This is a genomic window from Caulobacter sp. DWR1-3-2b1 (assembly GCF_049895765.1).
Classification (GTDB): Bacteria; Pseudomonadota; Alphaproteobacteria; order Caulobacterales; family Caulobacteraceae; genus Caulobacter.
The window spans coordinates 1-24,877 of the sequence record NZ_JAFCSZ010000009.1 but is presented as its reverse complement, the minus strand read 5'-3'; the positions used below and the strand labels follow the sequence as shown (position 1 = coordinate 24,877).

General features: G+C 65.5%; 28 protein-coding genes and 1 pseudogene. 9 read left to right on the top strand and 20 right to left on the bottom strand.

What is annotated here, in order from left to right:
- Window positions 1-28 precede the first annotated feature (28 nt).
- Window positions 29-694 carry a fused DSP-PTPase phosphatase/NAD kinase-like protein gene (locus ACP69S_RS10485; RefSeq protein WP_425996939.1) on the top strand — a complete coding sequence of 222 codons (666 nt, stop codon included), beginning with the start codon at window positions 29-31 and terminating at the stop codon, window positions 692-694.
- Window positions 695-942: 248 nt separating this feature from the next.
- Here the strand turns inward: ACP69S_RS10485 and ACP69S_RS10480 are convergent, their stop codons facing one another.
- The 11 genes from ACP69S_RS10480 to obgE form a co-directional block, all read right to left on the bottom strand.
- Window positions 943-1,167: a DUF4170 domain-containing protein gene (locus tag ACP69S_RS10480; RefSeq protein WP_425996937.1), complete on the bottom strand. Its 225-nt coding sequence runs from the start codon at window positions 1,165-1,167 to the stop codon at window positions 943-945.
- 30 nt (window positions 1,168-1,197) lie between these two features.
- Window positions 1,198-1,977 carry a 3'(2'),5'-bisphosphate nucleotidase CysQ gene (locus tag ACP69S_RS10475; protein ID WP_425996936.1) on the bottom strand — a complete coding sequence of 260 codons (780 nt, stop codon included), beginning with the start codon at window positions 1,975-1,977 and terminating at the stop codon, window positions 1,198-1,200.
- On the bottom strand, window positions 1,974-3,305 hold the full coding sequence (locus ACP69S_RS10470) for a TldD/PmbA family protein (protein ID WP_425996934.1): 1,332 nt from the start codon (window positions 3,303-3,305) through the stop codon (window positions 1,974-1,976). Before ACP69S_RS10470 ends, ACP69S_RS10475 begins: the two co-directional genes overlap by 4 nt.
- A gap of 54 nt (window positions 3,306-3,359) precedes the next feature.
- A complete protein-coding gene (locus tag ACP69S_RS10465; RefSeq protein WP_425996932.1) occupies window positions 3,360-3,761 on the bottom strand; it encodes an MAPEG family protein in 402 nt (133 codons plus the stop codon).
- Window positions 3,762-3,844: 83 nt separating this feature from the next.
- Complete coding sequence (locus ACP69S_RS10460) at window positions 3,845-5,689, bottom strand: M14 family metallopeptidase (RefSeq protein WP_425996930.1); 1,845 nt, start codon at window positions 5,687-5,689, stop codon at window positions 3,845-3,847.
- A 39-nt stretch (window positions 5,690-5,728) separates the two neighbouring features.
- A complete protein-coding gene (locus ACP69S_RS10455; protein ID WP_425996928.1) occupies window positions 5,729-6,046 on the bottom strand; it encodes a type II toxin-antitoxin system PemK/MazF family toxin in 318 nt (105 codons plus the stop codon).
- Entirely contained in the window at window positions 6,043-6,309 is a 267-nt protein-coding gene (locus ACP69S_RS10450) for an AbrB/MazE/SpoVT family DNA-binding domain-containing protein (protein ID WP_425996926.1), read from the bottom strand. Before ACP69S_RS10450 ends, ACP69S_RS10455 begins: the two co-directional genes overlap by 4 nt.
- A gap of 41 nt (window positions 6,310-6,350) precedes the next feature.
- The gene (locus tag ACP69S_RS10445; RefSeq protein WP_425996924.1) at window positions 6,351-7,880 is read right to left on the bottom strand and encodes a UbiD family decarboxylase; all 1,530 of its coding nucleotides are present in this window, start codon (window positions 7,878-7,880) and stop codon (window positions 6,351-6,353) included.
- 46 nt (window positions 7,881-7,926) lie between these two features.
- Window positions 7,927-8,949, bottom strand: coding sequence for a cupin-like domain-containing protein (locus ACP69S_RS10440; protein WP_425996922.1), 1,023 nt, complete (start codon window positions 8,947-8,949; stop codon window positions 7,927-7,929).
- 3 nt (window positions 8,950-8,952) lie between these two features.
- Window positions 8,953-10,101, bottom strand: coding sequence for a glutamate 5-kinase (gene proB, locus ACP69S_RS10435; RefSeq protein WP_425996920.1), 1,149 nt, complete (start codon window positions 10,099-10,101; stop codon window positions 8,953-8,955).
- A complete protein-coding gene (gene obgE, locus ACP69S_RS10430; RefSeq protein WP_425996918.1) occupies window positions 10,098-11,162 on the bottom strand; it encodes a GTPase ObgE in 1,065 nt (354 codons plus the stop codon). The genes proB and obgE overlap by 4 nt, the downstream gene beginning before the upstream one ends.
- A gap of 172 nt (window positions 11,163-11,334) precedes the next feature.
- Between obgE and ACP69S_RS10425 the strand changes: the two genes are divergently transcribed.
- Window positions 11,335-12,294 carry a hypothetical protein gene (locus ACP69S_RS10425; protein ID WP_425996916.1) on the top strand — a complete coding sequence of 320 codons (960 nt, stop codon included), beginning with the start codon at window positions 11,335-11,337 and terminating at the stop codon, window positions 12,292-12,294.
- A gap of 4 nt (window positions 12,295-12,298) precedes the next feature.
- Here ACP69S_RS10425 and ACP69S_RS10420 read toward each other — a convergent pair whose 3' ends face one another.
- The 3 genes from ACP69S_RS10420 to rplU all read right to left on the bottom strand — a co-directional run bounded on the left by ACP69S_RS10420 (window position 12,299) and on the right by rplU (window position 13,836).
- Window positions 12,299-12,832, bottom strand: coding sequence for a GNAT family N-acetyltransferase (locus tag ACP69S_RS10420; protein WP_425996914.1), 534 nt, complete (start codon window positions 12,830-12,832; stop codon window positions 12,299-12,301).
- 189 nt (window positions 12,833-13,021) lie between these two features.
- Window positions 13,022-13,291 carry a 50S ribosomal protein L27 gene (gene rpmA / locus ACP69S_RS10415; RefSeq protein ID WP_425996912.1) on the bottom strand — a complete coding sequence of 90 codons (270 nt, stop codon included), beginning with the start codon at window positions 13,289-13,291 and terminating at the stop codon, window positions 13,022-13,024.
- Window positions 13,292-13,323: 32 nt separating this feature from the next.
- Window positions 13,324-13,836, bottom strand: coding sequence for a 50S ribosomal protein L21 (gene rplU / locus ACP69S_RS10410; RefSeq protein WP_425996910.1), 513 nt, complete (start codon window positions 13,834-13,836; stop codon window positions 13,324-13,326).
- A 198-nt stretch (window positions 13,837-14,034) separates the two neighbouring features.
- On the opposite strand from rplU, the gene ACP69S_RS10405 reads away from it, so the two are divergent.
- Window positions 14,035-14,661 (top strand): hypothetical protein, encoded by a 627-nt coding sequence (locus ACP69S_RS10405; protein ID WP_425996908.1) that lies wholly within the window; start codon window positions 14,035-14,037, stop codon window positions 14,659-14,661.
- Between the two features lie 56 nt (window positions 14,662-14,717).
- A complete protein-coding gene (locus ACP69S_RS10400; protein WP_425996906.1) occupies window positions 14,718-15,815 on the top strand; it encodes a CobW family GTP-binding protein in 1,098 nt (365 codons plus the stop codon).
- A gap of 59 nt (window positions 15,816-15,874) precedes the next feature.
- Here the strand turns inward: ACP69S_RS10400 and ACP69S_RS10395 are convergent, their stop codons facing one another.
- On the bottom strand, window positions 15,875-17,104 hold the full coding sequence (locus ACP69S_RS10395) for an endo-1,4-beta-xylanase (RefSeq protein ID WP_425996904.1): 1,230 nt from the start codon (window positions 17,102-17,104) through the stop codon (window positions 15,875-15,877).
- 105 nt (window positions 17,105-17,209) lie between these two features.
- A complete protein-coding gene (locus ACP69S_RS10390) occupies window positions 17,210-17,659 on the bottom strand; it encodes a biopolymer transporter ExbD (RefSeq protein WP_425996902.1) in 450 nt (149 codons plus the stop codon).
- 223 nt (window positions 17,660-17,882) lie between these two features.
- Between ACP69S_RS10390 and ACP69S_RS10385 the strand changes: the two genes are divergently transcribed.
- The gene (locus tag ACP69S_RS10385) at window positions 17,883-18,908 is read left to right on the top strand and encodes a WD40 repeat domain-containing protein (protein WP_425996900.1); all 1,026 of its coding nucleotides are present in this window, start codon (window positions 17,883-17,885) and stop codon (window positions 18,906-18,908) included.
- A 75-nt stretch (window positions 18,909-18,983) separates the two neighbouring features.
- Here ACP69S_RS10385 and ACP69S_RS10380 read toward each other — a convergent pair whose 3' ends face one another.
- Window positions 18,984-19,220: a hypothetical protein gene (locus ACP69S_RS10380; protein WP_425996898.1), complete on the bottom strand. Its 237-nt coding sequence runs from the start codon at window positions 19,218-19,220 to the stop codon at window positions 18,984-18,986.
- Window positions 19,221-19,408: 188 nt separating this feature from the next.
- Window positions 19,409-20,074: a nitroreductase gene (locus tag ACP69S_RS10375; RefSeq protein WP_425996896.1), complete on the bottom strand. Its 666-nt coding sequence runs from the start codon at window positions 20,072-20,074 to the stop codon at window positions 19,409-19,411.
- A gap of 83 nt (window positions 20,075-20,157) precedes the next feature.
- Here ACP69S_RS10375 and mtgA point away from each other — a divergent pair, with 83 nt between their 5' ends.
- Both mtgA and ACP69S_RS10365 read left to right on the top strand, forming a co-directional pair.
- Complete coding sequence (mtgA, locus tag ACP69S_RS10370; RefSeq protein ID WP_425996894.1) at window positions 20,158-20,832, top strand: monofunctional biosynthetic peptidoglycan transglycosylase; 675 nt, start codon at window positions 20,158-20,160, stop codon at window positions 20,830-20,832.
- Window positions 20,833-20,848: 16 nt separating this feature from the next.
- Complete coding sequence (locus tag ACP69S_RS10365; RefSeq protein WP_425996892.1) at window positions 20,849-21,397, top strand: GNAT family N-acetyltransferase; 549 nt, start codon at window positions 20,849-20,851, stop codon at window positions 21,395-21,397.
- Between the two features lie 3 nt (window positions 21,398-21,400).
- On the opposite strand, the gene ACP69S_RS10360 is transcribed toward ACP69S_RS10365, so the two are convergent.
- The gene (locus tag ACP69S_RS10360; RefSeq protein ID WP_425996890.1) at window positions 21,401-22,297 is read right to left on the bottom strand and encodes a LytTR family DNA-binding domain-containing protein; all 897 of its coding nucleotides are present in this window, start codon (window positions 22,295-22,297) and stop codon (window positions 21,401-21,403) included.
- Between ACP69S_RS10360 and ACP69S_RS10355 the strand changes: the two genes are divergently transcribed.
- On the top strand, window positions 22,276-22,827 hold the full coding sequence (locus tag ACP69S_RS10355) for a DUF2306 domain-containing protein (RefSeq protein ID WP_425996888.1): 552 nt from the start codon (window positions 22,276-22,278) through the stop codon (window positions 22,825-22,827). The genes ACP69S_RS10360 and ACP69S_RS10355 overlap by 22 nt on opposite strands.
- 836 nt (window positions 22,828-23,663) lie before the next feature.
- Window positions 23,664-24,707 carry a calcium-binding protein gene (locus ACP69S_RS10350; protein ID WP_425996887.1) on the top strand — a complete coding sequence of 348 codons (1,044 nt, stop codon included), beginning with the start codon at window positions 23,664-23,666 and terminating at the stop codon, window positions 24,705-24,707.
- On the opposite strand, the pseudogene ACP69S_RS10345 reads toward ACP69S_RS10350, so the two are convergent.
- Window positions 24,704-24,877 (bottom strand): annotated as a pseudogene (locus ACP69S_RS10345) (IS481 family transposase); the annotation flags it as partial. The gene ACP69S_RS10350 and the pseudogene ACP69S_RS10345 sit on opposite strands and share 4 nt — an antisense overlap.

Sequence of the window (24,877 nt, the reverse complement as noted above, 5' to 3'; positions counted from 1 at the left end):
GGCGCGGCAAGTCCAGAGGATCGCCTGTTTGGCCCAGTTCGACCTGACCACGCCTTGGGGGCGCCTGAAGACCTACCTCCACTACCTGTGGAACGACCATGCTTATCTGAGGGTCGGCTTCTCCAACGCTCATTGGGTCAGCCCGGAACTGGTGCGCGCCAACCAGCCGTGGCCGTTTCAGTTGGCATGGTGGAAGAAGCGGGGGATCAGGACCATCGTCAATCTGCGCGGCGGGTTCGACGGCAGCTTCTACGCCCTCGAGAAAGACGCCTGCGAGCGGCTGGGCCTGAACCTGGTGGACTTCACCATCACCTCCCGCGAAGTGCCGATCCGCGAGCGGGTGCGCGGGGCCAAGGAGCTGTTCGAGACCCTGGAATATCCGGCCCTGATCCATTGCAAGTCGGGCGCGGATCGGGTGGGGATCATGAGCGTGCTCTACGCCCATTACCGCCTGGGCCTGCCGATCCGCGAAGCGATGAAGGAGCTGTCGCCACGCTATCTGCACATCAAGGCCGGCAATACCGGCGTGCTGGACTATGTGTTCGAGCAATATCTCGAGCGCGGCGAGCCCAAGGGGCTGAGCTTCACCGACTGGGTCGAAAGCGACGACTACGATCCCGTGGCGATGAAGGCGACTTTCCGGGCCGGGATGCTCGGTAAGCTGCTGACGGACAGAATACTTCGGCGGGAGTAGGGACCAGGTCCTCCCCCTGAAGGGGGAGGCGGCCGTCAGGGCGGTGGGGGAAGGCCGCATAGACTCAGCAGCATTTCCCCCTCCGTCGGCTTCGCCGACACCTCCCCCGCTAGAGCGCTTTCCGACCTGATGGCTTCATCAGGGTCGGGCAAAAAGGGCTCTAAATCAAAAGTTTAGAGCATTTTTCGATCCAATAACCGTTTCACACTTATCGGAAAATGCTCTAGGGGGAGGACTTGCTCAGCCGATCAACCCAGGCTCGGATCCATCAGCTTGTGCGCGTGGATGATGAAGTAGCGCGCATGGGCGTTGTCGACCGTGGCCTGGGCCTTGGCCTTCCAGGCCTTGTGGGCGTCGGCATAGCTGGCGAACGCGCCGACGAACTCGACCTTGGACAGGTCGCGGAACTCGATGTCGGAGACATCCTTCAGTTCGCCGCCGACCACGAGATGGAGAAGCTGCTTATCGGTCATGATGGAGCATGTTCCTGCGAGGAATTATGATTATGGCAGGTCGATATGCCCGACACGCGACAGGATCAACGGCTGAAGCGTCGCATTGGCGCAAACCAGGCTCGGAACCAGCGGAATTGGGCTGTTATAGCTGAAACTGCGGCCCTTGTGATCCGTCAGGCAGGCGCCGGCCTCCGAACGGATCAGGTCGGCCGCGGCCACGTCCCACTCGCTTTTGGGCGAGAGGGCGACGGCGGCGTCAAATGCCCCGGCGGCCACAAGGCAGATGCGGTAGGCGATGGAGTTGCGACTCTCCACCCGCATGGCCGGCCAGGGATTGGTCCAGGCCGAATGCACGAACATCTTGGCGTCGCCCAGCATGGCGGCGTCTTCGAGATCGTCGGTGTCGCTGGGCGAGATCGTCATGCCGTTCAGGGTCGCGCCGCCACCGAGGACGGCTGCATAGGTCTCGTTGAGTGCGGGGGCATGGACCACGCCAGCGATGGGCTTGCCGTTCTCGACCACGGCCACCGAGACGGCGAACCACGGCTTGTTCTTCATGAAGGCGACGGTGCCATCGATGGGATCGACCACGAACTGCCGCGTCGTGGTCAGGCGGGCTGGATCGTCGACCGTCTCTTCCGACAACCAGCCATAGTCGGGCCGCGCCGCGCGCAGGCGGTCCTTCAACAGCGCATCGACGGCCAGGTCGGCGTCGGTGACCGGCGAGCCGCCGTCCTTGGACCAGACCTTCAGACCCCCGGCGCGCGCCTTGAGGGCCAGTTCCCCAGCCTCCCGCGCTGCGTCGAGGATCAGGTCCAGTTCGGTCATTTGCCGGCGATGGCCAGGCCATCGACCAGGATGGACGGCGCGTTGTTGGAGCCCCGGAACTCCAGGTCCGAGCCAGGGATCAGCCGGGCATAGATGTCGATCAGGTTGCCGGCCACGGTGATCTCGGTGACGGGGCCGGTGATCTCGCCGTTCTCGAACCACAGGCCTGAGCATCCCACCGACCAGTCGCCGGTATTGCCGTTCAGCGAAGGGCCAAACATCGAGGTGACCAGCAGGCCCGTCCCGGCGTCGGCCATCAGGCCGGCCTGGTCGCGCGTGCCGGTCGAGAGGGTCAGGTTGCTCGTCGAGACGCCCGAGGGGCCGGCGAGGCCGCGCGAGGCGTGTCCGGTCGTTTCGAGACCCAGCTGCCTGGCGCTGCTGGTGTTGAGCAGCCAGGTGGTCAGGACGCCATCGTCAATCAGGGCGCGGCGGACGGTGTCGACACCCTCGTCATCGAACGGAGCCGAGCCCAGGCCGCGCGCGCGGTGCGGGTCCTCGATCAGGCTGACGCCCTTGGCGAAGACCTGCTGGTTCAGCCTGTCCTTCAGGAACGAGCTGCCCCGGGCGATTGAAGGGCCCGAGATCGCGCCCAGCAGCGGGCCGATCAGCGACATGGCGAGGCGGTTCTCGAAGATCACTGGGGCGGTGGTCGAGGCGATCTTGCGGGCGTTGAGGCGCACGACCGCCGAGCGGCCGGCCTCGTGGCCGATATCGCCTGCGCCCGGCAAGTCGGCGAAGTGACGGGCCGAGCGGCCTTCGCCGCCCCGCTCCATGCCCGCGCCCTCGCCGGCGATGGCCGAGCATGACAGCGAGTGGCCGGTGGCCGCGTGCATGCCGGAAAAGCCGTCGCTGGTGAACAAGCGCCAGGAGGCCGAGCTCCAGCTGGCCGAGCCGCCGTCGGAATTGGTCACGCCCTCGACCGAGCGAGCGGCGTCCTCGGCCATGCGGGCCTGGGCCTCCAGCGCCTCGGCGGCGGGCTCATAGACGTCGATCAGGTCCAGGTCGGGGAACGGCCCCCTGGCCAGGCGGTCGCGCGGGGCGAGGCTGGCATAGGGATCCTCGGGCGCCAGGCGAGCCATGGCCACGGCGCGCTCGATCAGCTTGGCGCGGGCCTCGCTGGAGATGTCGGAACCGGAAACCGTGGCGCTGCGATTGCCGACAAAGACGCGCAGGCCCAGATCGCGGGCCTCCTCGCGCTCGACCTCTTCCAGTTCGCCCAGGCGCACGCTGACGGAGAGGGATTGCCGTTCGGCAAAGACGGCCTCGGCCGTGTCGGCTCCGGCCTTGAGTGCGGCCGAAACCACGTCGCTAAGCAGATTATCGTCCATGGGGTCTTATGGACGAGGGCGACGGTCCCGGGCAAGCGCGGCGCGCTCGCCGCATCAGGCGATAGCGTAGAACAGCAATGCCACGCCAATGAAGACATAGGCCAGCCAGGTGGCCACCATGCCTATCGCGCGGGGGATCGAGGCGCCGCCGCTGTTGGACAGGCCCACGGCGTGGATCAGGCGCCCGGAAAACAGCACGAAGCCGGCCACGTGGATCGCCAGGGGTGGGGCCCCGACCACGGCCAGAACGGCGATGGCGATCAGGGCGGTAGGGACATATTCGCTGGCGTTGCCGAAGGCGCGGATGGCGCGGGCCAGCTCGGGAATGCCCTCGTCGCCCATGGCCACCTTGTGCTTCTGGCGCAGCCGCACGACCAGCAGCGACAGGGTCAGCATCAGGAACACATGCAGCCCCGCCCAGAGGGCCGCGGCGTGACCCGAAGTAATCGTATCCATCGGAGAACCTTACAATATTGGCCCGCAACGCGCGGGAGGGGGCATAGAAGCCCTCTCCCGCGCCTGCATGCAAGCGACCTGCCCTAACGGGCGGGTTCGCGCGCTATCGGATAGAGCAGGTGGCGGTCGTCATAGAAGGGCGTGCGACGGTAGAACCAGCCAAGGCGAGCTTCCGGATCGGAGGCGAACTTGGGGTCGGCGGCCAGCCTGGCTTCGAACTCGGCCTTCAGCGCCGGGTCCGCCGCCATCATCTTTTCGGCCAAAGGCGCGATGGCGTAGCCCTCGATATATTCGACGCGGCTGAGCACCTCCGGGATCATGCCCCAGGCGAAGAAGCTCTCGCTCGATTGGGGCTCGAGCAGGAGCACGGCAAGGTCCCCCAGGGGCTGATCGGTCGGCACCCGCGCCGAGCCGGCGGGAAAGGACCAGTCGCGGGCTTCTGATGCGACCTGAGTGACGCCGATCTGGACATGGCCCTCGTTGGCGCGGGTGGCGACCTTGGGGTCGGTCAGGCGCAGCATCTCGACCTGTACAGTCTTGGCGGCCGCCAGCGGTTCGACCGTCAGGCCATGCAACTTCAGCCGCTCGATCAGATCCTTGCGATAGCTGGGGACCCAATAGGCCGCAGGACGCTTCAGGGTCAGGGTCGGGCGCGAGCCGTAGAAGGGCATGGACCAGATTTCAGGATCGGCTTTGCCCAGCCAGCGGATTTCGCCGCGGCCGGAAGCGGGGCTCTCATAGGTCTCATAGAGGATGCCCTTGAAGGCGCGGGTGGCGCTGGGCTTGTCCTCTGCGACGAAGTTGGCGGGGATCTCCGCCGGACGCAGAGCGCTGTCCTCGCCGATTGCGGCGCGCAGCGAGGGGCCTTTCTCGGCCAGCAGCTTCAGCGCCGTCTCCAGGAAAACATAGGTCCCCAGCACGCGTTGGGCATAGGGCTTGAGGCTGTGGTTCTCGATCAGAATGGTCGGGATGTGGGCCGCCGAGCCCCAGCCGTTCGAGAACCGCTCGCCCAGGCCGCCATCCGACAGGCCCGCCTTGGGGCCGTGCTCGTCGATCCCGAACACCAGTCCGCCGGGAATGTGGCCGCGGGCTTCCAGGCCCTTGTTCATGGCGGGCTTGAAGGTCGCGTCCAGCCACTTCGCAATGGCCGGTGATCGCGACCAGACGCCGTTCTCGCCGTTATAGCCGTAGGTGACGTCGTACTGGTAATCCATGCCGTCAGTGACATGGATATCGACATAGAGGTCGGCCCGGTACCTGGCCTGCAGGGCCTTGAGCGCCTGCATCTCCGGCTGGTCCAGCTTCATGAAGTCGCGATTGAGATTCTGGTTGGTCGCCGTATTGCGCCAGCCCTGGATGCGCGGCCCGCGCTGGTTGGGGCGGCTATAGGCCGAAGCGCGCTCGTGACCATCGACACTGAGGATCGGGATCAGGACCAGATTAACCTTGTCGAGCAGGCCCGCCTTGCCGTTGAAGGCCATGTCGCGCAGCAGCATCATGCCCGCGTCCTTGCCGTCGATCTCGCCCGGATGGATGCCGGCCTGGGCCAGCAGTACAGGCTTCCTGGGATCGAGCTTGGCTCCGTCCTTCGACGCGATCACGGCATAGATCGGCCGGCCTTCAGGCGAGACGCCGAACTCTTCGATGCGGATCAGGTTGGACGCTGCGTCCAGCCGCTCGAACCATTTGCGGGTGTCGACATAGTCAGGGCTGAAGTCGTGCTCAGGATCGGCCTCGAACGCGGTGACCCACGGATCGGACTTGTCGCGCAGCAGCGCCTGGCTCGCGCCCTTCCACTGCGGCGCGGGCGGCAAGAAGGCTTCGTCCCAAGGGGCTTGGGAGAGGGAGGGTGGCGAACTCTGGGACATGGCGAGACTCGGAGACAAAACGGCCAAAGCCGCGAGAAACAGGAGGTTCCGCATGAACATGTCCTCGCGCGAATATCGCGACCCTGCAAGCGTCCGGTGTCAGTCCGGCTCGAACATCAGACGCAGCACACTGAGGACCTGATCTAGGGCGTCGTCGTCCAATCGCCCCAGTCGTCTGATCAAGCGGCCCCGCGCTACGGCACGCACTTGATCTGGCAACACCCGCCCGGCCCGCCCCTGAAACTCGATTTCGATCCGAAAGCGCGCGGTCGGATCTCCGGAACTCATCGGCGCGATGATGAAGATGTCGTGATGGCTCAAGCGGTCCGGCGAGACGATCAAGCAAGGACGCGTTTCGCGGATCTCGCTGCCCTCGGTGGGATCCAGACGGGTCAGCCAGACCTCGCCGCGTTTCACCACTCCCAGTCCTTTTCCGCCTCGGTGTTAAGCGGCGCTTCGAGCCATTCGCGACCTTCTTCTGTCAGGCCTTGGACCCCGAGCCGCTTGGAGTCCTCCTCCCAGCCCTCGCGCGGGTCGGCCGCGACGGGTGACAGGAAGACCCGACCGTTTTCGGCCACGAAGTCGATGCGATCACCGAGCTTGGCGCCGAGCGTTTCAAGCACAGGCTTGGGCAAAATAACGCCCGCCGAATTGCCGATCTTGCGGATAGCCGAGGACATGACCTGCTCCGTTGCAACGAAGTAATAACATGCTCGGTCGGCTACTTCCAGATCGGCTTGCCATCACCCGGCAAGCCCAGCCGCGTCCACTTCTCGCTGACCGCATCGATCACCGACTGGTCCATGCGGATCTCCTCGCCCCACTCGCGATGGGTTTCGGGTGGCAGCTTGTCTGTGGCGTCCAGGCCGATCTTGGAGCCCAGGCCGCTCTCGGGGCTGGCGAAGTCGAGATAGTCGATCGGGGTGTTCTCGATCACCGTGATGTCCCGCGCCGGGTCCATCTTGGTCGAGATCGCCCACATCACGTCTTTCCAGTCGCGGGCGTTGATGTCGTGGTCCACGACGATCACCCATTTAGTGTACATGAACTGGCGCAGATAGCTCCACACGCCCAGCATCACGCGCTTGGCGTGGCCGGGATAGGCCTTCTTCATCGAGACCACGGCGATGCGATAGCTGCAGCCCTCGGGCGGCAGCCAGAAGTCGACGATCTCGGGGAACTGCTGGCGCAGCAGCGGGATGAAGACCTCGTTCAGCGCCTCGCCCAGCACCGAGGGTTCGTCCGGCGGCCGGCCGGTGAAGGTGGTCAGGTAGATCGGGTTCCTGCGCATGGTGATCGCCGTCACCTGGAAGACCGGGAACTTCTCGACGCTGTTGTAATAGCCGGTGTGGTCCCCGTAGGGACCTTCATCCTCATACTCGTCGAGCAGGACGTGGCCCTCCAGCACGATCTCGGCGTGGGCCGGCACCATCAGCGGTACAGTCTTGGCGGCCACCAAATCAACCTTGGCCCCGCGCAGCAGGCCAGCGAACTGATACTCCGACAAGGTGTCGGGCACGGGCGTCACGGCGGCCAGGATGGTGCCGGGATCGGCGCCGAGCACGGCGCAGGCGGGCAGGGGCTCACGCTTCCCCGCCTTCTTATGACGGGCATAGTGCTGGGCCCCGCCGCGATGAGCCAGCCAGCGCATGATGCAGCGGTCCTTGCCCAGCACCTGCATGCGGTAGATGCCGAGATTGAAGTCGTCCTCGCGGTCCTTGCCGGGACCCTTGGTGACGACCAGCGGCCAAGTGATCAGCGGCGCGGGCTCGCCGGGCCAGCAGGTCTGGACGGGCAGCTTGGACAGGTCGATGTCGTCGCCAGTCAGGACGATCTCCTGCACCGGCGCCTTCTTCACCGTGCCCGGCCGCATGGCCATGACGGTCCTGGCCAGGGGCAGCATGTCGAGAGCGTCTTTCAGGCCCTTGGGCGGCTGGGGCTGGCGCAGGAAGGCCAGAAGCTCGCCCACTTCGCGCAGTTCGCCGGCGGTGGTGCGTGGCTCGCCGCCCAGGGTGACGCCCATGGCCACGCGCTTGACGGTGCCGAACAGGTTGGCGAGCGCCGGCATCGGGGAACGCGTGCCGTCCGGCAGGATGACGTTCTCGAACAGCACCGCGGGGCCGCCGGTCGCCAGCAGGCGGGTCTGGATCTCGGTCATCTCCAGCACGGTGGAGACGGGTTCGGCCACTCGGACCAGCTCGCCCTGCGCCTCGAGGACGTCGATGAATTCGCGCAAGGAACGGTAGGCCATGGGGACTCCTGGAACGCGCGGAACCTAGCGGATTTTGCGCGTCTGGCTATGGCTGGCTGAGGGTGCGCAGCAGGATCGCCCGGATGCGCGCCAGATGCTCGGGCGTCATCTTGCCCAGGGCGCCGCGTCGCTCGTGCGGAATGTGAGCCACCGGGTCGCCATGGGCCTGAAAGACAAAGTGCTCGAACATGCCGCGCCAGATCTCCCGCTCGCTGGACGGCAGGTCGCGAAGGCTCGCCAACGCGTGCAGCAAGACCTCCAGCGGCCGGCTCAGCACGGCTTGCGTCTCGTTCCACCAGTAGTTCACCAGCACGGTGAAGGGATCGAGCGATTCCACATTGTGGAACCAGAAATAGGGGATGTAGATCGCGTCCCCGGGCTCCAACTCGGCGATCTGGGCGGTCGCCCAAGCCTCCTCGAAGCGTGGATAGCGTTCCAGATCGGGCGCGGCGATATCGACCATGCTGACCGGCGGGCCGGCCGGCGTGAATTCCAGCGGGCCGAGATAGAGGTTCTTCAGTTGATCTGGCGGAAACAGGGTGAAACGCCGCCGGCCAGCCACCGCGCAAGCGATGTTGTAGTTCATGTCGAAATGGGTCGCCGTCGTGATGGCGTTGCCGATCCAGATACGCGGTCCCACCGAGGCTTCCAGCAGCGGCTGCCGATTGGCCTGAGCAAAGCCGGGCAGCGCGGCCGCCGTCGGCGTCGATTGCACAGCGAGCGCTGGCGGCGCGGCGTCGTTCCTCAGGGCGAGCAACTGGTCGAGAGCCTCGCCCAGCGGGACGTTGTGACGCTGGAAGTTCAGCGCGCTCATGTCGTTGGTGTAGAAGAACCGTCCGCCGATCCGGGGCTCGCCGCGCAGGACAGCCACCGGCTTGCCGGCGTCGAAGCCGCGCAGATAGTCGGCCATGGCCTCGTCGGAAGCGCGCGCCGCCGCTACAGCCGGCCAGTCGGCGATCAGACCCTTGAGGATGGCCGGAGCATTGCCCGGCATGATCTCCGCGCGAAAGATCTCCGGGGTCACGTCGCGCCACTCGCGCGTCTTCGGCGCAGGGGGCGGGAGGGTCATGGCCTAGTCCGCGACCGCCAGGTCGTCGGCGTGGATCATCGGGCCTTCGGTGAAGCCAAGCTCGGCCTCGATGGCGTCGGAGCGCAGGCCGGCGATGCGGTGCGCGTCGGCGCTGTCGTAGCGGGTCAGGCCCCGAGCCACCTCGCGGCCGGTCTCGTCGCGCACCCGCACGGCGTCGCCCTTGTCGAACGGACCCTCGACCGCGCGAACTCCGGCCGCCAGCAGGCTCTTGCCCCTGGCCAAGGCCGCAGCCGCTCCGGCGTCGATCGAGAGCCAGCCCTGCGGCGCCAGCGAGCCGGCGATCCAGGCCTTGTAGGCGGCGGCGGGGCTGGCCCCGGCCTCGATCAGCGTGGCCTTGGCGCCCTCCTCAATGGCCTTCAGCGGACGGGCGCGCGAGCCCAAGGTGATCAGTGTGGCGCAGCCAGCGGCGCGAGCGATGCGCGCGGCGGCGATCTTGGTGGCCATGCCGCCGGTGCCGACGCCGGCGGCGGCGTTGGCGCCTCCAGCCATGGCCTCGATCTGCGGCGTGATCTCGGAGATCGTCGCCAGGTGGCTGGCGTTTGGGTCGCGGCGCGGGTCGGCGGTGTAGAGGCCGTCGATGTCCGACAGCAGCACCAGCAGGTCGGCGCCGGCCAGCTGGGCGACGCGGGCGGCCAGGCGGTCATTGTCGCCGTAGCGAATTTCCTCGGTGACGACCGTGTCGTTTTCGTTGACCACCGGCACGACACCGAGGCCCAGCAGGGTCTCGACCGTGGCGCGGGCGTTCAGCCAGCGGCGGCGGGTCTCGGTGTCGTCGCGCGTCATCAGGATCTGGGCGACCCCGACGTCATGGGGCTCGAAAGCCTCTTCCCAGGCGCGCATCAACAGGGATTGGCCGGCGGCGGCGGCGGCCTGCTTTTCAGGCAGGGTCAGCGACTTGCGGCCGGTCAGACCAAGACGGCGACGGCCCAGGGCTACTGCGCCCGACGAGACCACCACCACCTGCTGGCCCCGGGCTCGCAAGAGCGCGGCGTCGTCGCAGAAGGCCTTCAACCAGGTATGGTTGGCCGCGCCGGTGTCGGCGTCGATCAGCAAGGCCGAGCCAACCTTGAAGACGATCCGCCTGGCGGAGGCCAGCGGCCCACCGCCCGCCGCAACGGGAGTCTGGCTCACGGAGTCCAGCCCCCGGGGGTCTCCGGGACGTGGTCCTCTTCTTCGTCGATTTCCTCGATCTCGTCGCCACGACGGATGCGGACCTCGCGATAGGCGGCGCGCAGCAACTCCTTGACGCCCTTGCCCGAGACGCCCGAGACCAGACGCGGCTTGACGCCAGCGACGGCCTCCAGCTCGGCGGCCTTCTCGGCGATGGTCTCCTCGTCGAGGGCGTCGATCTTGTTCAGGGCCAGGATCTCGGACTTGTCGCCCAGCTCGTCGCCATAGGCTTCAAGCTCGCCCCGGATCGTGGTCCAGGCCCCCGCTATGTCTTCCTGGGTGGCGTCGATCAGATGGATCAGGACCGCCGAACGTTCGACATGGCCAAGGAAGCGGGTGCCGAGGCCGGCGCCTTCCGACGCGCCTTCGATCAGGCCGGGAATGTCGGCCAGCACGAACCGTTCGCTGGTCGACAGATCGACCACGCCCAGGTTCGGCGTCAGGGTGGTGAAGGGATAGTCGGCGATCTTCGGCTTGGCGGCGGTGGCGGCGGCCAGGAAGGTCGATTTGCCGGCGTTGGGCAAGCCCACCAAGCCGACGTCGGCAATCAGCTTAAGGCGCATCCAGACCCAGCGTTCTTCGCCTTCCTGGCCGGGGTTGGCGTATTTTGGGGCCTGATTGATCGGTCCCTTAAAGTGCAGATTGCCCCATCCGCCATTACCGCCCTTGCACAGGCGCACGGTCATGCCGGCCGTGTCGAGGTCGGCGATCAGGGTTTCCTTGTCTTCTTCCAGCACCTGGGTGCCGACCGGAACCTTCAGGGTGATGTCGCCGCCGGCAGCGCCATGGCGCCCGCGGCCCATGCCGTGGATCCCGGTCTCGGCCTTGAAGTGCTGCTGGTAGCGGTAGTCGATCAGGGTGTTGAGGCCGTCCACGGCCTCGATCCAGATGTCGCCGCCACGGCCGCCGTCGCCACCGTCGGGGCCGCCGTATTCGATGTACTTCTCGCGTCGGAACGAGACCGCGCCGCCGCCGCCGTTGCCGGAGCGGATAAAGATCTTGCACTGGTCCAGAAATTTCATCTGCGTCTTTTGTCGCAAGGCGCTTGCCGCGTCGAGCCGAAATGGCGTCGCAACGCCTACTGGGTCCTTATCAGAACACTGTTCGCTTCTGTGACGAAATATTAAAACACGTTGTGCGACAACGGGGCCTGCAGCGAAACCGTCGTTCTTACGATGGAATGGGAGGCTGGCGTTGACAACGGCACAGGACGTCGGAGGGGAACTAGCGGAGGACCTGCGGGACCTGACGCTCCAGACGCTGTGTAAGAAGTACGCCGGCGAAGCCTCGATCCACCGCAATATCCTGATGAGCCGCGGCACCGGCGTGACCGGCACCTGGCGAGATTTCCGCGCCTTCCTCGCCGACATCGGCGAGCGTCCCAGCGCCGAACACCTTCTGGTTCTACTCAACCGGCATGAGCGCACCTACGGTCCCGGCCGGGCCCGCTGGATGACGGCCGAGGAGCAAGCCTCCCACGAATCCGATTTCGACCGCTACAGAGCTCACAAGCAGCGCGAAGAACAGCTGCTGATGCACCAGGCCGCCGCGATGAAGCGCGCCAAGGACCCCAAGGCCGCGTCGTTTGGCCAGTGGACGCCGATGCAGGGCCAGCAGGTGGCCTATAGCGACGTCGCCAGAAAGCTGAACATCCCGATCGCCGCGCTGTCCAAGACCATGGCCGATGGTCGGTCGGCCGACGAACTGCTCAAGCGCGCCTCTTCCGCGGGCGAACTGATCAATCAGGACGCCACCTGGCTGCCGCCGGATCCCAAGCGCAAGGCCGGCTTCTTCGAGGCCTTCCGCATCTGGCACATGCAGGTGCAGCCTCAGTTCAGCCGCGCCGCGACACCGACCTTCCTGTTCCTCTACATCGCCCTGCCGGTGATGAAGCAGTGCCGGGACGAGCTGATGGACCTGGATCTCTGGAACCCGCTGGGCCAGAGGGCCATGAGCGCGCGCGACGCCCACCCTTCCTGGAAGAAGTACTGCGAGTTCATGCCGCGCGCCCAGGTGGCCCTGATGGAGATCCCCATCTACGCCACCTATTCGCTGCTGTCGGATCTGGACGCGCTGTGCGACCGCATACTGACCGCCGAGAAGCGCTTCCGCGAAGGCGCGCAGAAGGTCATCGCGACCCACCGCGCGGCTTAACTCTCTAGGCCAGCCACACCATCATCCGCGTCGCCGCCGGCTCGCCACGCGCGACGGACGGCTTCATTTCGACGACGCCGGTATAGAGAAAGCCGGCCTTGATCAGCACCTGGCCAGAGGCGGGGTTGTCGGCGAAGTGCCCGGCGACCACCAGCTTCTTGCGCCATTCGCGTTTGGCCCAGTCCAGCGCGCCCTGGCAGGCCTCGGTGGCGAGGCCCCGGCCCCAGAACGGTTTGCCGACCCAGTAGCCGATCTCAAGATGACCGCTCGGCGGCGTGAACAGGCCCAGCACGCCGATCACGCCCTCGTCTTCCAGCTCGATGGCGAAGGTGTTGTCACGCCTGCGATCCTGCGCCTGGCAGCGGCCGACGAAGTCTTCCGCGTCCGTCCGGCCATAGGGCCAGGGCATGCGCGTGGTCATGCGCGCGATGTCGCTGTCGCCGCCCAGGGCCACGAGGCTCTGAACGTCGTCCATGGCCGGAGCGCGCAGCACGATGCGCCGCGTCTCGATGATGGGACTGCTGTCGATGACGCACATAGTACGCCTCCCGGTTTCTCGATCCCTCTTTGCTCGGGGACCGTGACGCCGCCATGGCGATTCGGTGTTTCATGGCGTCGCAGGCAAAACAAAAGCGGGGAGCCCGGCGTTCCGGACTCCCCGCTTAGGTTCGTCTGTCCGGATCGTCTTCTCGCGAGAGAAGCACGACCCGAAAAAGTCGAGTGCGTACTACTCGGCGGGCTGCGCCTTGGGCGCTACCGTCACGTAGGTGCGATTATGCTTCTTGGTCACGAACTTCACCGCGCCTTCGATAAGCGCAAAAAGAGTGTGATCCTTGCCGATGCCGACGCCGGCGCCAGGCCAGAACTTCGTACCGCGTTGACGGATGATGATGTTGCCAGCGAGAACCTTCTCGCCGCCGAACTTCTTCACGCCAAGGCGGCGGCCGTCGGAGTCGCGACCGTTGCTGGACGAGCCGCCTGATTTCTTGTGAGCCATCTTGCTCTCCTAATCTCTAGAGGCGCAGCCGCTTAGGCTTCGCCGTCTTCCGGGGCAGCTGCAGCCTTCTTCGGCGCGGCCTTCTTTTTCGGGGCGGCTTCAGCGACCGGAGCGGCCGTCTTGGCGACCGGGATCGTGAAGGGCACGGCGGCGTCGCCGAGGCCGCGAGCGCGGGCGTTCAGGATGACCTTTGGGGTCAGGTCGATGACGCCGTCCCACTTGGTTTCCGAACCAGCGCCCGAAACCGAGGTCACGCGCACGACCGACTCGGTCTGGCGGTGACCGCGGGTGCGGCGATAGCCCTGACGGCGGATCTTCTTGAAGATCTTCACCTTCTCACCCTTGCGGGTTTCGAGCAGGGTTCCGGAGACGACAGCGCCGTCTACCGTGGGGGCGCCGACCGTCACGGCCTCGCCTTCGCCAAGCATCAGGACTTCGCCGAAAGCGACTTCCGAGCCCGGTTCACCGTCGAGCTTTTCGACAACCAGCAGATCGCCGGCTTGGACCCGGTACTGCTTGCCGCCGGTTTTGATCACCGCGTACATAGGTTAGCGCCTTAAGAAACGTGCGTTCGCAAAATAGGGAACGCCCGCAAGGAAACCCGGCGGGCGAGGGGGCGGACTTATACAGCCGACCGACCTTGAGTCAACGGTCTGCGACAGATTCCTGACCATGAAACGCTGACGCTCCACAGGACGGATTCGGACTGGAACGTTACAATGTAACAGTATATAGCCTTTGGCGTGAATTCGACCTTCTTCGCCTCGATCGCCGCCACCGGTTTTGCCGTGGCTTTTCTGCACGCGGCCCTGCCAACCCATTGGCTGCCGTTCGTGCTGGTCGGTCGTGCTCAGAAGTGGTCGACCAGCCGTACGCTGGGCGTGACCCTCCTCGCGGGGCTGGGCCATGTGGGCCTCACTATGGTGCTGGGCCTGGCTCTGGTGGTCGCGGGCCTGGCCCTGCAACCCAGCCTGGGCGGCGTCTTTCACTGGGTCGTTGGCGGACTGATGGTCGCGGTTGGCGTCTTCTATGTGCTGCGCGGGCGTCACAGCCACGCCATGCCGGAAGCCAGCCGGACCTACGGCTCGGACAAGGCCGCCATCGCCGCCCTGGTGACCCTGCTGACCCTTTCGCCCTGCGAGGCCTTCCTGCCCTATTACCTGGCCGGTATGGAGCATGGTTGGCAGGCCTTCCTGCTACTGAGTCTGGTGCTGCTGGCGGCGACCTCGGCGGGCATGCTGATCTTCACCGCCCTGAGCCTGGCCGGCTTCAAGCGCCTGGGGCTGCAATGGGTTGAGCGCTATGAGGAAACCATCCTCGGCGCGGCCCTGATTCTGGTCGGCGTGGCCGTGGCCTTCTTCAAGACCTGACGCCGATACTCCCGGGGTGGCTTTCGCCAGGGCGCTGGACCCCCTAAATAGCGGCCATGACCCAGACTCCCGCTTCGACCGGCAAGATCCCCGTCACCGTGCTGACCGGCTATCTCGGCGCCGGCAAGACCACCCTGCTCAACCGCATCCTCACCGAGGAGCACGGCAAGCGCTACGCCGTGATCGTCAACGAGTTCGGCGAAGTCGGCATCGACAACGACCTGGTAGTCGGGGCCGATGAAGAGATCTTCGAGATGAACAATGGCTGCGTCTGCTGCACGGTGCGCGGCGACCTGATCCGGGTGCTGTCGGGCCTGATGAAGAGGAAGGGCGGCTTCGACGCCATCATCGTCGAGACCACGGGCCTGGCCGATCCCGGTCCGGTGGCCCAGACCTTCTTCGTCGACGAGGACGTCAAGGCCCGCACCCAACTGGATTCGGTGACCGCCGTGGTCGACGCCAAGCACATCATGCTGCGGCTGGGCGACAGCCGCGAGGCCGTCGAGCAGATCGCCTTCGCCGACCAGATCGTGCTGAACAAGACCGATCTCGTTTCAGAAGACGACCTGCGCCACGTCGAGGCGCGCATCCGCCGCATCAACCCGCTGGCTCCGATCCATCGCGCCCAGCGCTCGAACGTTCCCCTGGACGCCATCCTGGGCAAGCACAGTTTCGACCTGGAGCGGATCACCGAGCTTGAGCCGCACTTTCTCAATCCTTCGCATGGCGAGGCGGGTCACGTCCATGACGAGCACTGCGGTCACGACCACGGCCACGTGCATGACGAGCATTGCGGACATGACCATCACGGCCACGACCACCATCATGATCACGGCCACGCCAGCGCCATCCACGACGACGGCGTGAAGGGGATCTCCCTGACCCTGGACAAGCCCGTGGATGGCCAGAAGATCACCGCCTGGCTCAACGACCTGCTGGCCCGTCGCGGCCCCGACATCCTGCGCGCCAAGGGCATCATCGACGTGCAGGGCGAGGAGCGCCGTCTGGTGTTCCAGGCCGTGCACATGATCCTGGAAGGCGACTTCCAGCGCCCCTGGACCGACAAGGACAAGCGCTACAGCCGCATGGTCTTCATCGGCCGCGATCTGGACGAGGCCGAACTGAAGGCCGGCTTCGAGGCGACTGCGGCCTGACCGGCCGGAGCCTTGCGATCCTCGATCGGGCGCCGAAGCCCCAGCTCAAAAAGGCGGGATCAGCGGCCTTGAAGGACGTCGACCAAGGTCCAGAAGGTTTCCTTGGGCTGGCCCATATCGTCGAATAGCAGCGGCGCGTCGGTCTTGTCCTTGCCCCAACTGGAATTGCGCAGCCACGAGTCGGCGTCGCGGACGCCCCAGACGGTGAAAGCGAACTGCTGCTTGTCGGGCAGGGCGACGAAGGATTCCAGGGCTTCGCGGTAGAGGCGCAGTTGGTTGGCCTGCCTGTCAGCGCGGGATTTCAGGCTGACGCCGTCGGTCTGGAACGACACATCCAGTTCCGACAGGTGGATGGGCAGGCCAAGGCTGGCCAAGTCGCGCAGGGCCTCGGCGATCTTGCCTGGGGGCAGATCGATGTCGATGTGGGTCTGGGTGCCTATCCCGTCGATCTTCACGCCGCGTTTCAGCATGTCCTCGATCAACTTCAGGAAAGTCCGTCGCTTATGCGGCTTGCTCTCCAGATGGTAGTCGTTGACGAACAGCAGGGCGTTTGGGTCGGCGGCGTGGGCCTCTTCGTGGGCCCGGATGAAGTGGCCCTCCTGGCCCAGATTCTCGGTCCAGAGCGATTCGCGCAGAGACACGCCGTCGTCGGCGACGGGCTCGTTGACCACGTCCCAACTGCGCGCCAGGCCCTTGTAGCGCCCCGCGACAGCCTGGATGTAGTTGGCATAGGCCCGGTCGAAGGCTCGCTTGTCGCCGACCAGCTTCTGGAAGGCTGCCGGCTTGTCGATGTACCAGATCAGGGTGTGGCCATGCAGAGCCTGGTCATTGGCCTTGCAGAAGGCGGCCACGCGGTCTCCGCCCTCGAAGCGCAGGGAGCCATCCTGTTGCAGGATATACTCCATCTTCATCTCGAAGCCGGCGGTGATCTGCGAGAACTGGCTGCTGGCCGCGGCGTCGAAACCGGGCCGGCCAAATTCGTCGGTGATGATCTCCGTCCCGATCGGGAACGGCGCCAGGTCGCGCAAGAGCGGGACAGGTCCGTTGCGGGCAGAGGAGGCTGGATCGGCCGAAGCGCCCTTGCCACAGGCGGCGAGAGCCAAGGTCGAAGCCAGAAGCGCCCGTCGCGACAGATCTCCCGTCCCGGGCGTCATTGCGGGGCGCCGCGTGGTGCGGGCGTCGGAAGCGTCGATGCGCGGGGCCGTGGCGTCGAGTTTCATGGTGGTCAGCATGGCGGGGCCGGCGCCCGAAGGCAATTGTAGGGCTTCGGCGCTGGCTGCCTGCAACACCGCGCGATTTTTCTTCGAGGGAAAAGGACAAAGAAAGAGCCCCGGAAGCGAGGCTTCCGGGGCTTTTCAAACTTTGGCTCGCCAGAGATCTGGCGCCGAAGATCCCTAGTGGATGTCTTCGTTGATCAGGCCGACCTTGTACCAGCCAGCGGTCTGCAGCTGGTTCAGCACGCCCATGAAGTCGGCGTACAGCACGTCGGCGTCGGCGCGGATCATGACGCGCTGATCGTCCTTCGCGCCGGCTTGGCCGGTCGCCGTGAACTTCGCGTCCAGATCGATCTCGAGGTTGTCGAGGCTGGTCTGCTTTTCAGCGATGAACAGCGCGCCCGACTCCTGGATCGAGATGAACACCGGCTCTTTCGGCTTCGGCGCGTTGGGCGGCGGGATCGTCGCCGGGGGCAGGTCGACCTTGATCGCGACGGTGGCCATTGGCACCGCGACCATGAAGATGATCAGCAGAACGAGGAGGATGTCCACGAAAGGCGTGACGTTGATATCGGAGTTCTGATTCAAGGAGTAGCGACCACCGCCACCACCAGAGAGTTTAGCCGCCATAGCCTGACTGTCTCCCAAGGGCCGCGTCACTCGCGGTCCCGCAATTGTTAGGTCGCCACGTCTGGCTCAGACGGACGAGGAAGTAAAGCCCGACGTGGCGGCTCGATGGCAACCCCCTTTTTGACTCTGTGTGACGTAACGGCGTTCGCATCCGACAGGGCGCCACGGGCCTTCGGGCGCCATCCGGCTAGGCGCCGGAGCCCTGTCGGGGTATGGCGCGGGCATGATTTTCTCGTTCGACGCCTTTGTCACCGCAGCCCTTTTCGACCGCGCCGGTCGCGCCGCCTTCGCCCTGGGCGACGGCACGGTCCGACTCGAAGCCGACGGCGGCTATGTCACGGTCGAGGCCCATGGCGGTCCAATCGGCGGCGCGGTCCTGAGTGCGGTGGTGCATCCTTCTGGTCACGGCCTGATCACCGGCGGCGATGACGGCCGCGTGGTCTGGAGCCGAATCGAGAACGGCGAGGTGGTCGCCACCGTCTTGGCCGAGGTGAAGGGCAAGTGGATCGAGCACCTGGCGGCCAGCCCAGCCTCGGGCCTGATCGCCTTCACGGCCGGCAAGGAGGCGCATGTCCGCGACGTCGCTGATGCGGCTTTCTCCCGCGTTTTCGCTCATGAGAAGACCGTGTCGGGCCTGGCTTTCGATTCCAAGGGCCGTCGCTTGGCCACGGCGGCCTATGGCGGCGCGCAGCTGTGGTGGGCCAAGATCGCCGAACAGAAGCCGCAGGTCCTGAAATGGGCCGGCAGCCACATCGCGGTGAGCTTCAGTCCCGACGGCAAGTTCCTGGTCTCGTCGATGCAGGAAAACCAGCTGCATGGCTGGCGGCTGTCGGACGGCAAGGACATGCGGATGGGCGGCTACCCGGCCAAGATCAAGAGCATGTCTTTCTTCGACAAGGGAAACCTCATGGTCACCGCCGGCGCCAATGGCGCGGTGGTCTGGCCGTTCGCCGGGGCCAGCGGCCCGATGGGCAAGGAAGCCGCCGAGATCGGTTTCTCACGAGACTCCATGGTTGTGCGGGTGGCGGGGGTCGAAAACCTGCCGGTCGCCTTGGCCGGTCAGGACAACGGCAAGATCTGGGCGGCGCACATGCGCACTGGCCGCATCGAGACCCTGAAGGCCGAGAAGGGCTCGCCGATCAGCGCGCTCTCGGTCTCGGCCGACGGCAAGCGCCTGGCCTGGGGCGACGAGGATGGCGAGGCGGGGGTGCTGGATATTCCGGACCTCAGCGGACCCCGGACGATCTAGAAAGAGCAAAGGCCCCGCCGCTCGAGCGGCGAGGCCTCGTTCAGAGAGCGGCGAGTCGCAGCTCCAGTCGTCAGGCTATTGGGCGCTAGGCGTGTTGGCGGTGGTCGCGCCGCCGTCGGCGTTGCCGGCCTTTTGCTCGATCTTGTCTGCCTGCTTGTTCAACTCGGTTTCCTTGGCTTCGTTCGGCGTAGCCGCCGCCTTGGCTTCCAGCGAGTCGGCCTGCACTTCGGCGGCCTTGTCCTGCTTGCTTTCACAGGCGGCGACACCGGACACGGCGAACAGGGCGATGGCAGCGAGCGCGATTTTCTTCATGGCAGTTTCCTCTCTAGTGGTGAGATCCAGTCGCTTGGAACCCGCCCAAATCCTCCTCGGGAAAGGGATCGAGCGATTTCCAGAGGGACTCAAGCGTCGCGTTCTATCCAATAGTGAGGCTTCGGAAACGCTCATGCTGGAGGTTTGTTCAATCAAGCGGCGCCGCATGTCGACAAACCGGTCCGCAGCTATTCAAAGCCTCGCATCTCCCCCCAGGCCTCGAACGAATCCCGCCGCGAGCGCCAGCTGTTCACGGCGGCGCCCTCGTCGCGGTAACCCAGGGCCATGCCGGAAAACAGCATGTGGCTGTCGGGCAGGCCGACATGGTCGTGGACCACCTGATGGTAATGAGACCAGAACTCCTGGGCGCAGGTGTCCAGGCCGCGCTCGACGGCCAGCAGCATCAGGGTCTGCATATACATGCCCAGGTCGCTCCACTGCGGCGGTCCGCAGCGGCGATCGACCGAGAAGAACAGCACCACCGGCGCCCCGAAGCTCTGGCCGTTGCTGGCGAACCATTGGAGACGAGCAAGCTTGTCCTCGCGTGGGATTCCAAGCGCGCCGTACATGTCCTCGCCCACCTGGAAGCGGCGGCTGCGCAGGGGTTCCCAGAGATTGGCGGGGTAGACGTCATATTGCGGGGTGTCGGGCGAGGCGACCCGCTGCAACATTGTCGCGCGCAGCGCCGCCAGCGGCCCGCCAGTGATGGCCTGCACCCGCCAAGGCTGGAGATTGCCGCCGGAAGGAGCGCGGGCGGCGGCTTCCAGAAGCTCGCGCAGCAGGGAGCCGTCCACCGGATCGGTCTTGAAGGCGCGCACCGACATGCGGCGGTTCACGGCGTCGAGGACATCCATGCCGAACTCCCTGATTAGCCCCCGCGACAGGGGACGCTCCGATCGTTAGCATCCCGCCGCAGCGTCAAGACAAGAGGCGATCCGTGAAGCTGTTGCGTAATATCTTTCTGGCTCTGTTCATCGTGCTGGTCGCCGGACCGGTGCTGGCGGTGATCGTGTTCCGCTTCGTGCCGCCGCTGGTGACGCCGCTGATGGTCATTCGCGCGGTCGAGGGCAAGGGTCTGGACCACCGCTGGAAGTCGATCGGAAAGGTCTCGCCGGCCCTGCCGCGCGCCCTGATCGCCGCCGAGGACTCCAAGTTCTGCGACCATCGCGGCTTCGACATCGAGGCCCTGCAGAAGGCCTATGCCAACAACGAGAAGGGCGGCAGGATCAAGGGCGGCTCGACCATCAGCCAGCAGACCGCCAAGAACATCTTCCTGTGGCCGGGGCGCTCCTATGTGCGCAAGGGACTGGAGGCCTGGTTCACGGTGCTGATCGAGACCTTTTGGGGCAAGAAACGGATCATGGAGGTCTATCTGAACTCCATCGAGTACGGCCCTGGCATCTATGGCGCCGAGGCCGCCGCGCGGCGCTATTTCGGGGTCGGCGCCGACAAGCTGACGACCGTGCAGGCCGCGCGCCTGGCCGCCATCCTGCCCAGCCCGTTGAAGTGGAAGGTGGTCAAGCCAGGCAAGTACGTCGCCAAGCGCTCGCGCAGGATCGGCGCGGCGTCCGGCACCGTGCGACGCGAGGGCCTCGCGGCCTGCGTCGTCTAGCAAGGAGCTTTCTCTAATGCCCGTAGCACCTGGCCCCGTGCTCGAGACCGAACGCCTGACTCTGCGCCCGACCGCGACGGAAGACCTGGATGGGTGGGCGAGCATGATGGCCGACGAAGAGGTCGCTCGCTTCATCGGCGGCCTGCAGCCCCGTTCGTCCGCCTGGCGCGGCATGGCTTCCATGGCGGGGTCCTGGACCCTGATGGGCTTTGGCATGTTCTCGGTGATCGAGAAGTCCAGCGGCCAGTGGCTGGGCCGGATCGGCCCCTGGCAGCCGGAAGGCTGGCCTGGAACCGAGGTCGGCTGGGGCTTGACCCGCGCCGCCTGGGGCAAGGGCTACGCCGTCGAGGCCGCAACGGCGACCATCGGCTGGGCGTTCGACGAACTGGGCTGGGACGAGGTCATCCACTGTATCGACCCGGAGAACACGCCGTCCCAGAAGGTCGCCGAACGATTGGGTTCCTACAACAAGGGCCGGGGCCAGCTGCCGCCGCCGTTCGCCGACCATGTCGTCGATCTCTGGGGCCAGACCCGGGACGAGTGGCGGGCGCGGCGGAAGCCCTGAACTTTAGAACCAGCCCGCTTCCCGCAAGGCCTTGGCGTAGGCGCGGCTGACCGGGGCCTCGACGCCGCCGCGCAGGGACAGGGTCGCTCGGCCGTCACCGCGTCTGGCGTCCTCGACCGCGTCCTTGGCCACCCACCAGGAGCGGTGGGTCTGGGCGCCGTCTATGCCTTCAAGTTCTGCGACCGCGTCCGACAGGCGCATCAGGATCAGGTCCTCGCCCTTTGAGGTGTGCAGGCGCAGATAGTGGTCCTGCGCCTCGACGGCGCGGATCTCGGCGCCGCGCAGGCGGGGCGGCAGACGATCGAGGAAGCGCGGGGCCGGCGCGCCGACCAATGCGGCGTGGGTCTGGGGCGGTCTGCGCCGAACCAGGAAGTTTAGGGCCGTCATGGCGCTGGTGACCACGAGAACGGGCAGCAGATAGCCCGGCAGCGCCGCCGGACGCGGCGCTCCATGGAAGGCCAGTTCGCTGACCGCCCAGACCACCATGGTGAGGGGCAGGGTGATGCCGATCGCGACCAGTGTTCCATAGAGCCAGGGCCGCTCGTCGGCGCGGCCGTCGCGACCGACGACCTGGCTGACCCCGGCGCCGACCACGGCCCCGGCCACGCATAGACCCACCCAATAGGCGAGGCGGACGAGGAGCGTCGCCTGATGGGTGCCGAAGGCTCCCGTGAGCGCCAGGAACACGCCGGCCACGCCGGAGACCAGCAAACCCCGCATCGCCTCCTTGCTGGTCAACGCCGTTCGCGAAGCGTGAGCGGCGTCAGCCAGCCATTCACGAAAGCGGGGCGGTGACTGACGCAACGGCGATTGAGACACGAGAAGGGCCGCTCCAGGGGTGAGGCGTCGACGCAGCGACGTCGCGGATGGAGATGAAGATGGGCGACCAAAACATGTCAATGCGGCGCGGGGTGTCGAGCCGGCGTTTCCTCGTTCCGTCCCTGGCGGCGGTTACGGTGGCCATCGTCGCCGCAAACCCCGGCGTCCGCGCCGCGCCCGCCCGTTTCCTTGAGCGCTTCGGCTTTGCGCCGCATGCCCCGGATCTGTCTCTGATCGCCGCCGCGCCGCTGGTCATCCAGCTGCACATCGCCGGCGCCCTCGTCGCCCTGGCCATCGGCACGGCTCTTCTGATCGGGGTGAAAGGCAATGGGGTTCACAAGGTCCTGGGCTGGACCTGGGTGGTCGCCATGACCCTGACGGCGGTCAGTTCGCTGTTCATCCGCCATATCAATCACGGCGATTTCAGCTTTATCCACCTGCTCAGCGGCTGGACCCTGATCGCCTTGCCCATGGCGATCTTCGCCATAAGGCGTCGCAACGTCCGCCTGCATCGCAAGATGATGACCGGCATGTTTGTTGGCGGGCTGCTGATCGCGGGCGCTTTCGCGTTCATCCCCGGCCGCCTGATGTGGAACGTCTTCCTCGGCTGAGAACGCGCCTCATCGGCTTCACGCGGCGTCAGCCACTGAAGGTTGGGAAGGGTCGCGGAGCGCCCGGGCCTCGCCCGGATGAGTGTTTAGTTGAGTACCGTTTCGACGAAGACAGACGCTCCGCGTGATCGTTATCCCTCTGGCCGGGGCGCGCAGGTCTCATTCAACCTTTTGCCCCCATCCGGGCTTGCCCCCTTCGAAACCGGACCCAGCCCTTGAGCTGCAGCCACGGCCTTCCCGGGGACCCGGAACGAACCTTCGGACGGGCGGGGACCCTGGCGGTTCCCCGATGAACAGGTTTACGTCCCCTGTCCTCTGATTAAGTCCGCCGGTCCCGCTCTCGCGACTCTGGCAAACCCCGCTCGATCACACCCCAAGGCCCATCAGGTCGCCGGCCGACGTCCCTTCCCTTGCCTTGGGGTGAGATCAGTATGCGGGCGGTTTCAGCGCCGAGGATTGGCGCGATCAAGAATTTTACAAGCCACTGATCTAGCTGGAGTTTGTTTCGAAAAATGCGGGGATGGAGGGCAGCCAATCCCCGTTCTCCGCCGTAATTCCCGCCCTGAAATGAAGCGATACACCGACACCGGAAAAGGTCGCCCGCTGGCGCCGGAAGCGGAGATGCTGATCGTCGGTTCAGGGTGGTTGTCGGACGTCAGCTATTGGCGGCGAGGCCCGGAATGCGCTTGCCGGTGACCCCAGCTAACGTAACGCTCGCCGTTGAAAGTACTGAAGTCATTTTGGTTAATATCCGTGATTTGTATCTATAATTAAGGCGTATTAATGATGAGTTCTATACGCAAACTCGTTAACTCATTTTTTCAACTTGACGTTAAATGCAGTACAATAATCATCTAACATCTGCGGCACTTATTATTATTCCTGTACAATCTCTCTCCGGCGCATTCATATCCAGTCCTGAGGATCTCATGGCCCATTCGGAACTCGACGACCATAACGGCGCTGCGGCGACGAGCGGTGGACCAACGGACGGAACGCCGCACGGAGACGCGGGAGAAGACACGTTGGACGGCGGCCCTGGCGACGACACCATCGCAGGCGGCGCAGGTAGCGATACGATCTCGGGCGGGAACGGCTCCAATTCGCTGCACGGCGGCGAAGGTGACGACCAGATCACCGGCGGCGGCGACGATGACCACATCGACGGTGGCGATGACGATGACGATATCGATGGTGGCGACGGCGCTGATGACATTGATGGTGGCGACGGCGATGACGAAATCGATGGTGGCGAGGGCGCTGACGACATTGATGGTGGCAACGGCGATGACAGCATCCTGGGCGGGGCCAGTAACGACACGATTTCCGGAGGGAACGGGTCCAATACGCTTCGCGGGGGCGACGGCAAGGATCAGGTGAACGGGGGCGACGACGGTGACGACATCAATGGCAATGCCGGCGACGACACCCTCTCTGGCGGACTTGGGGACGACTGGGTTGTCGGCGGCAGGGACAATGACAAGCTAAGCGGAGATTCCGGCCAGGACATCGTCTACGGCAATCTTGGCGACGATGATCTTGACGGGGGCGACGACGACGACATCGTCCGAGGTGGCCAGGGTAATGACACCCTCGCCGGCGGGGCCGGCGACGACTTGCTCTTTGGCGATCGTGGCTCCGACACCCTTACCGGCGGTGCGGGCGGCGACGTATTCCACCTAAGCGCCGGAGCGGGAATTGACCTAGTCACGGACTTCTCGCTTGCCGAAGGCGACCGCGTCCGACTGGACAGCGGGGCGACCTACACAGTCAGCCAAGTCGGCGCCGACACCGTCGTAGACCTGGGCGGCGGAGATCAGATCGTGCTCGCCGGCGTTCAGATGTCCCAACTCACTACCGATTGGCTCTTCGCCGGCTAAATGTTTGGTCCCGGACTTTGATGGGTTGGATCGACGTTGAATCTCTCAGGTTCTTTTGTCCAGATTTTGCAGATGTATTCGTATGGGGTCAGGCCGTTGAGGGTCTTCAGACGGCGCGCGAAATTGTAGGCGTCGATGAAGTCGCCGAGGTGGCGGCGGAGATGATCGTG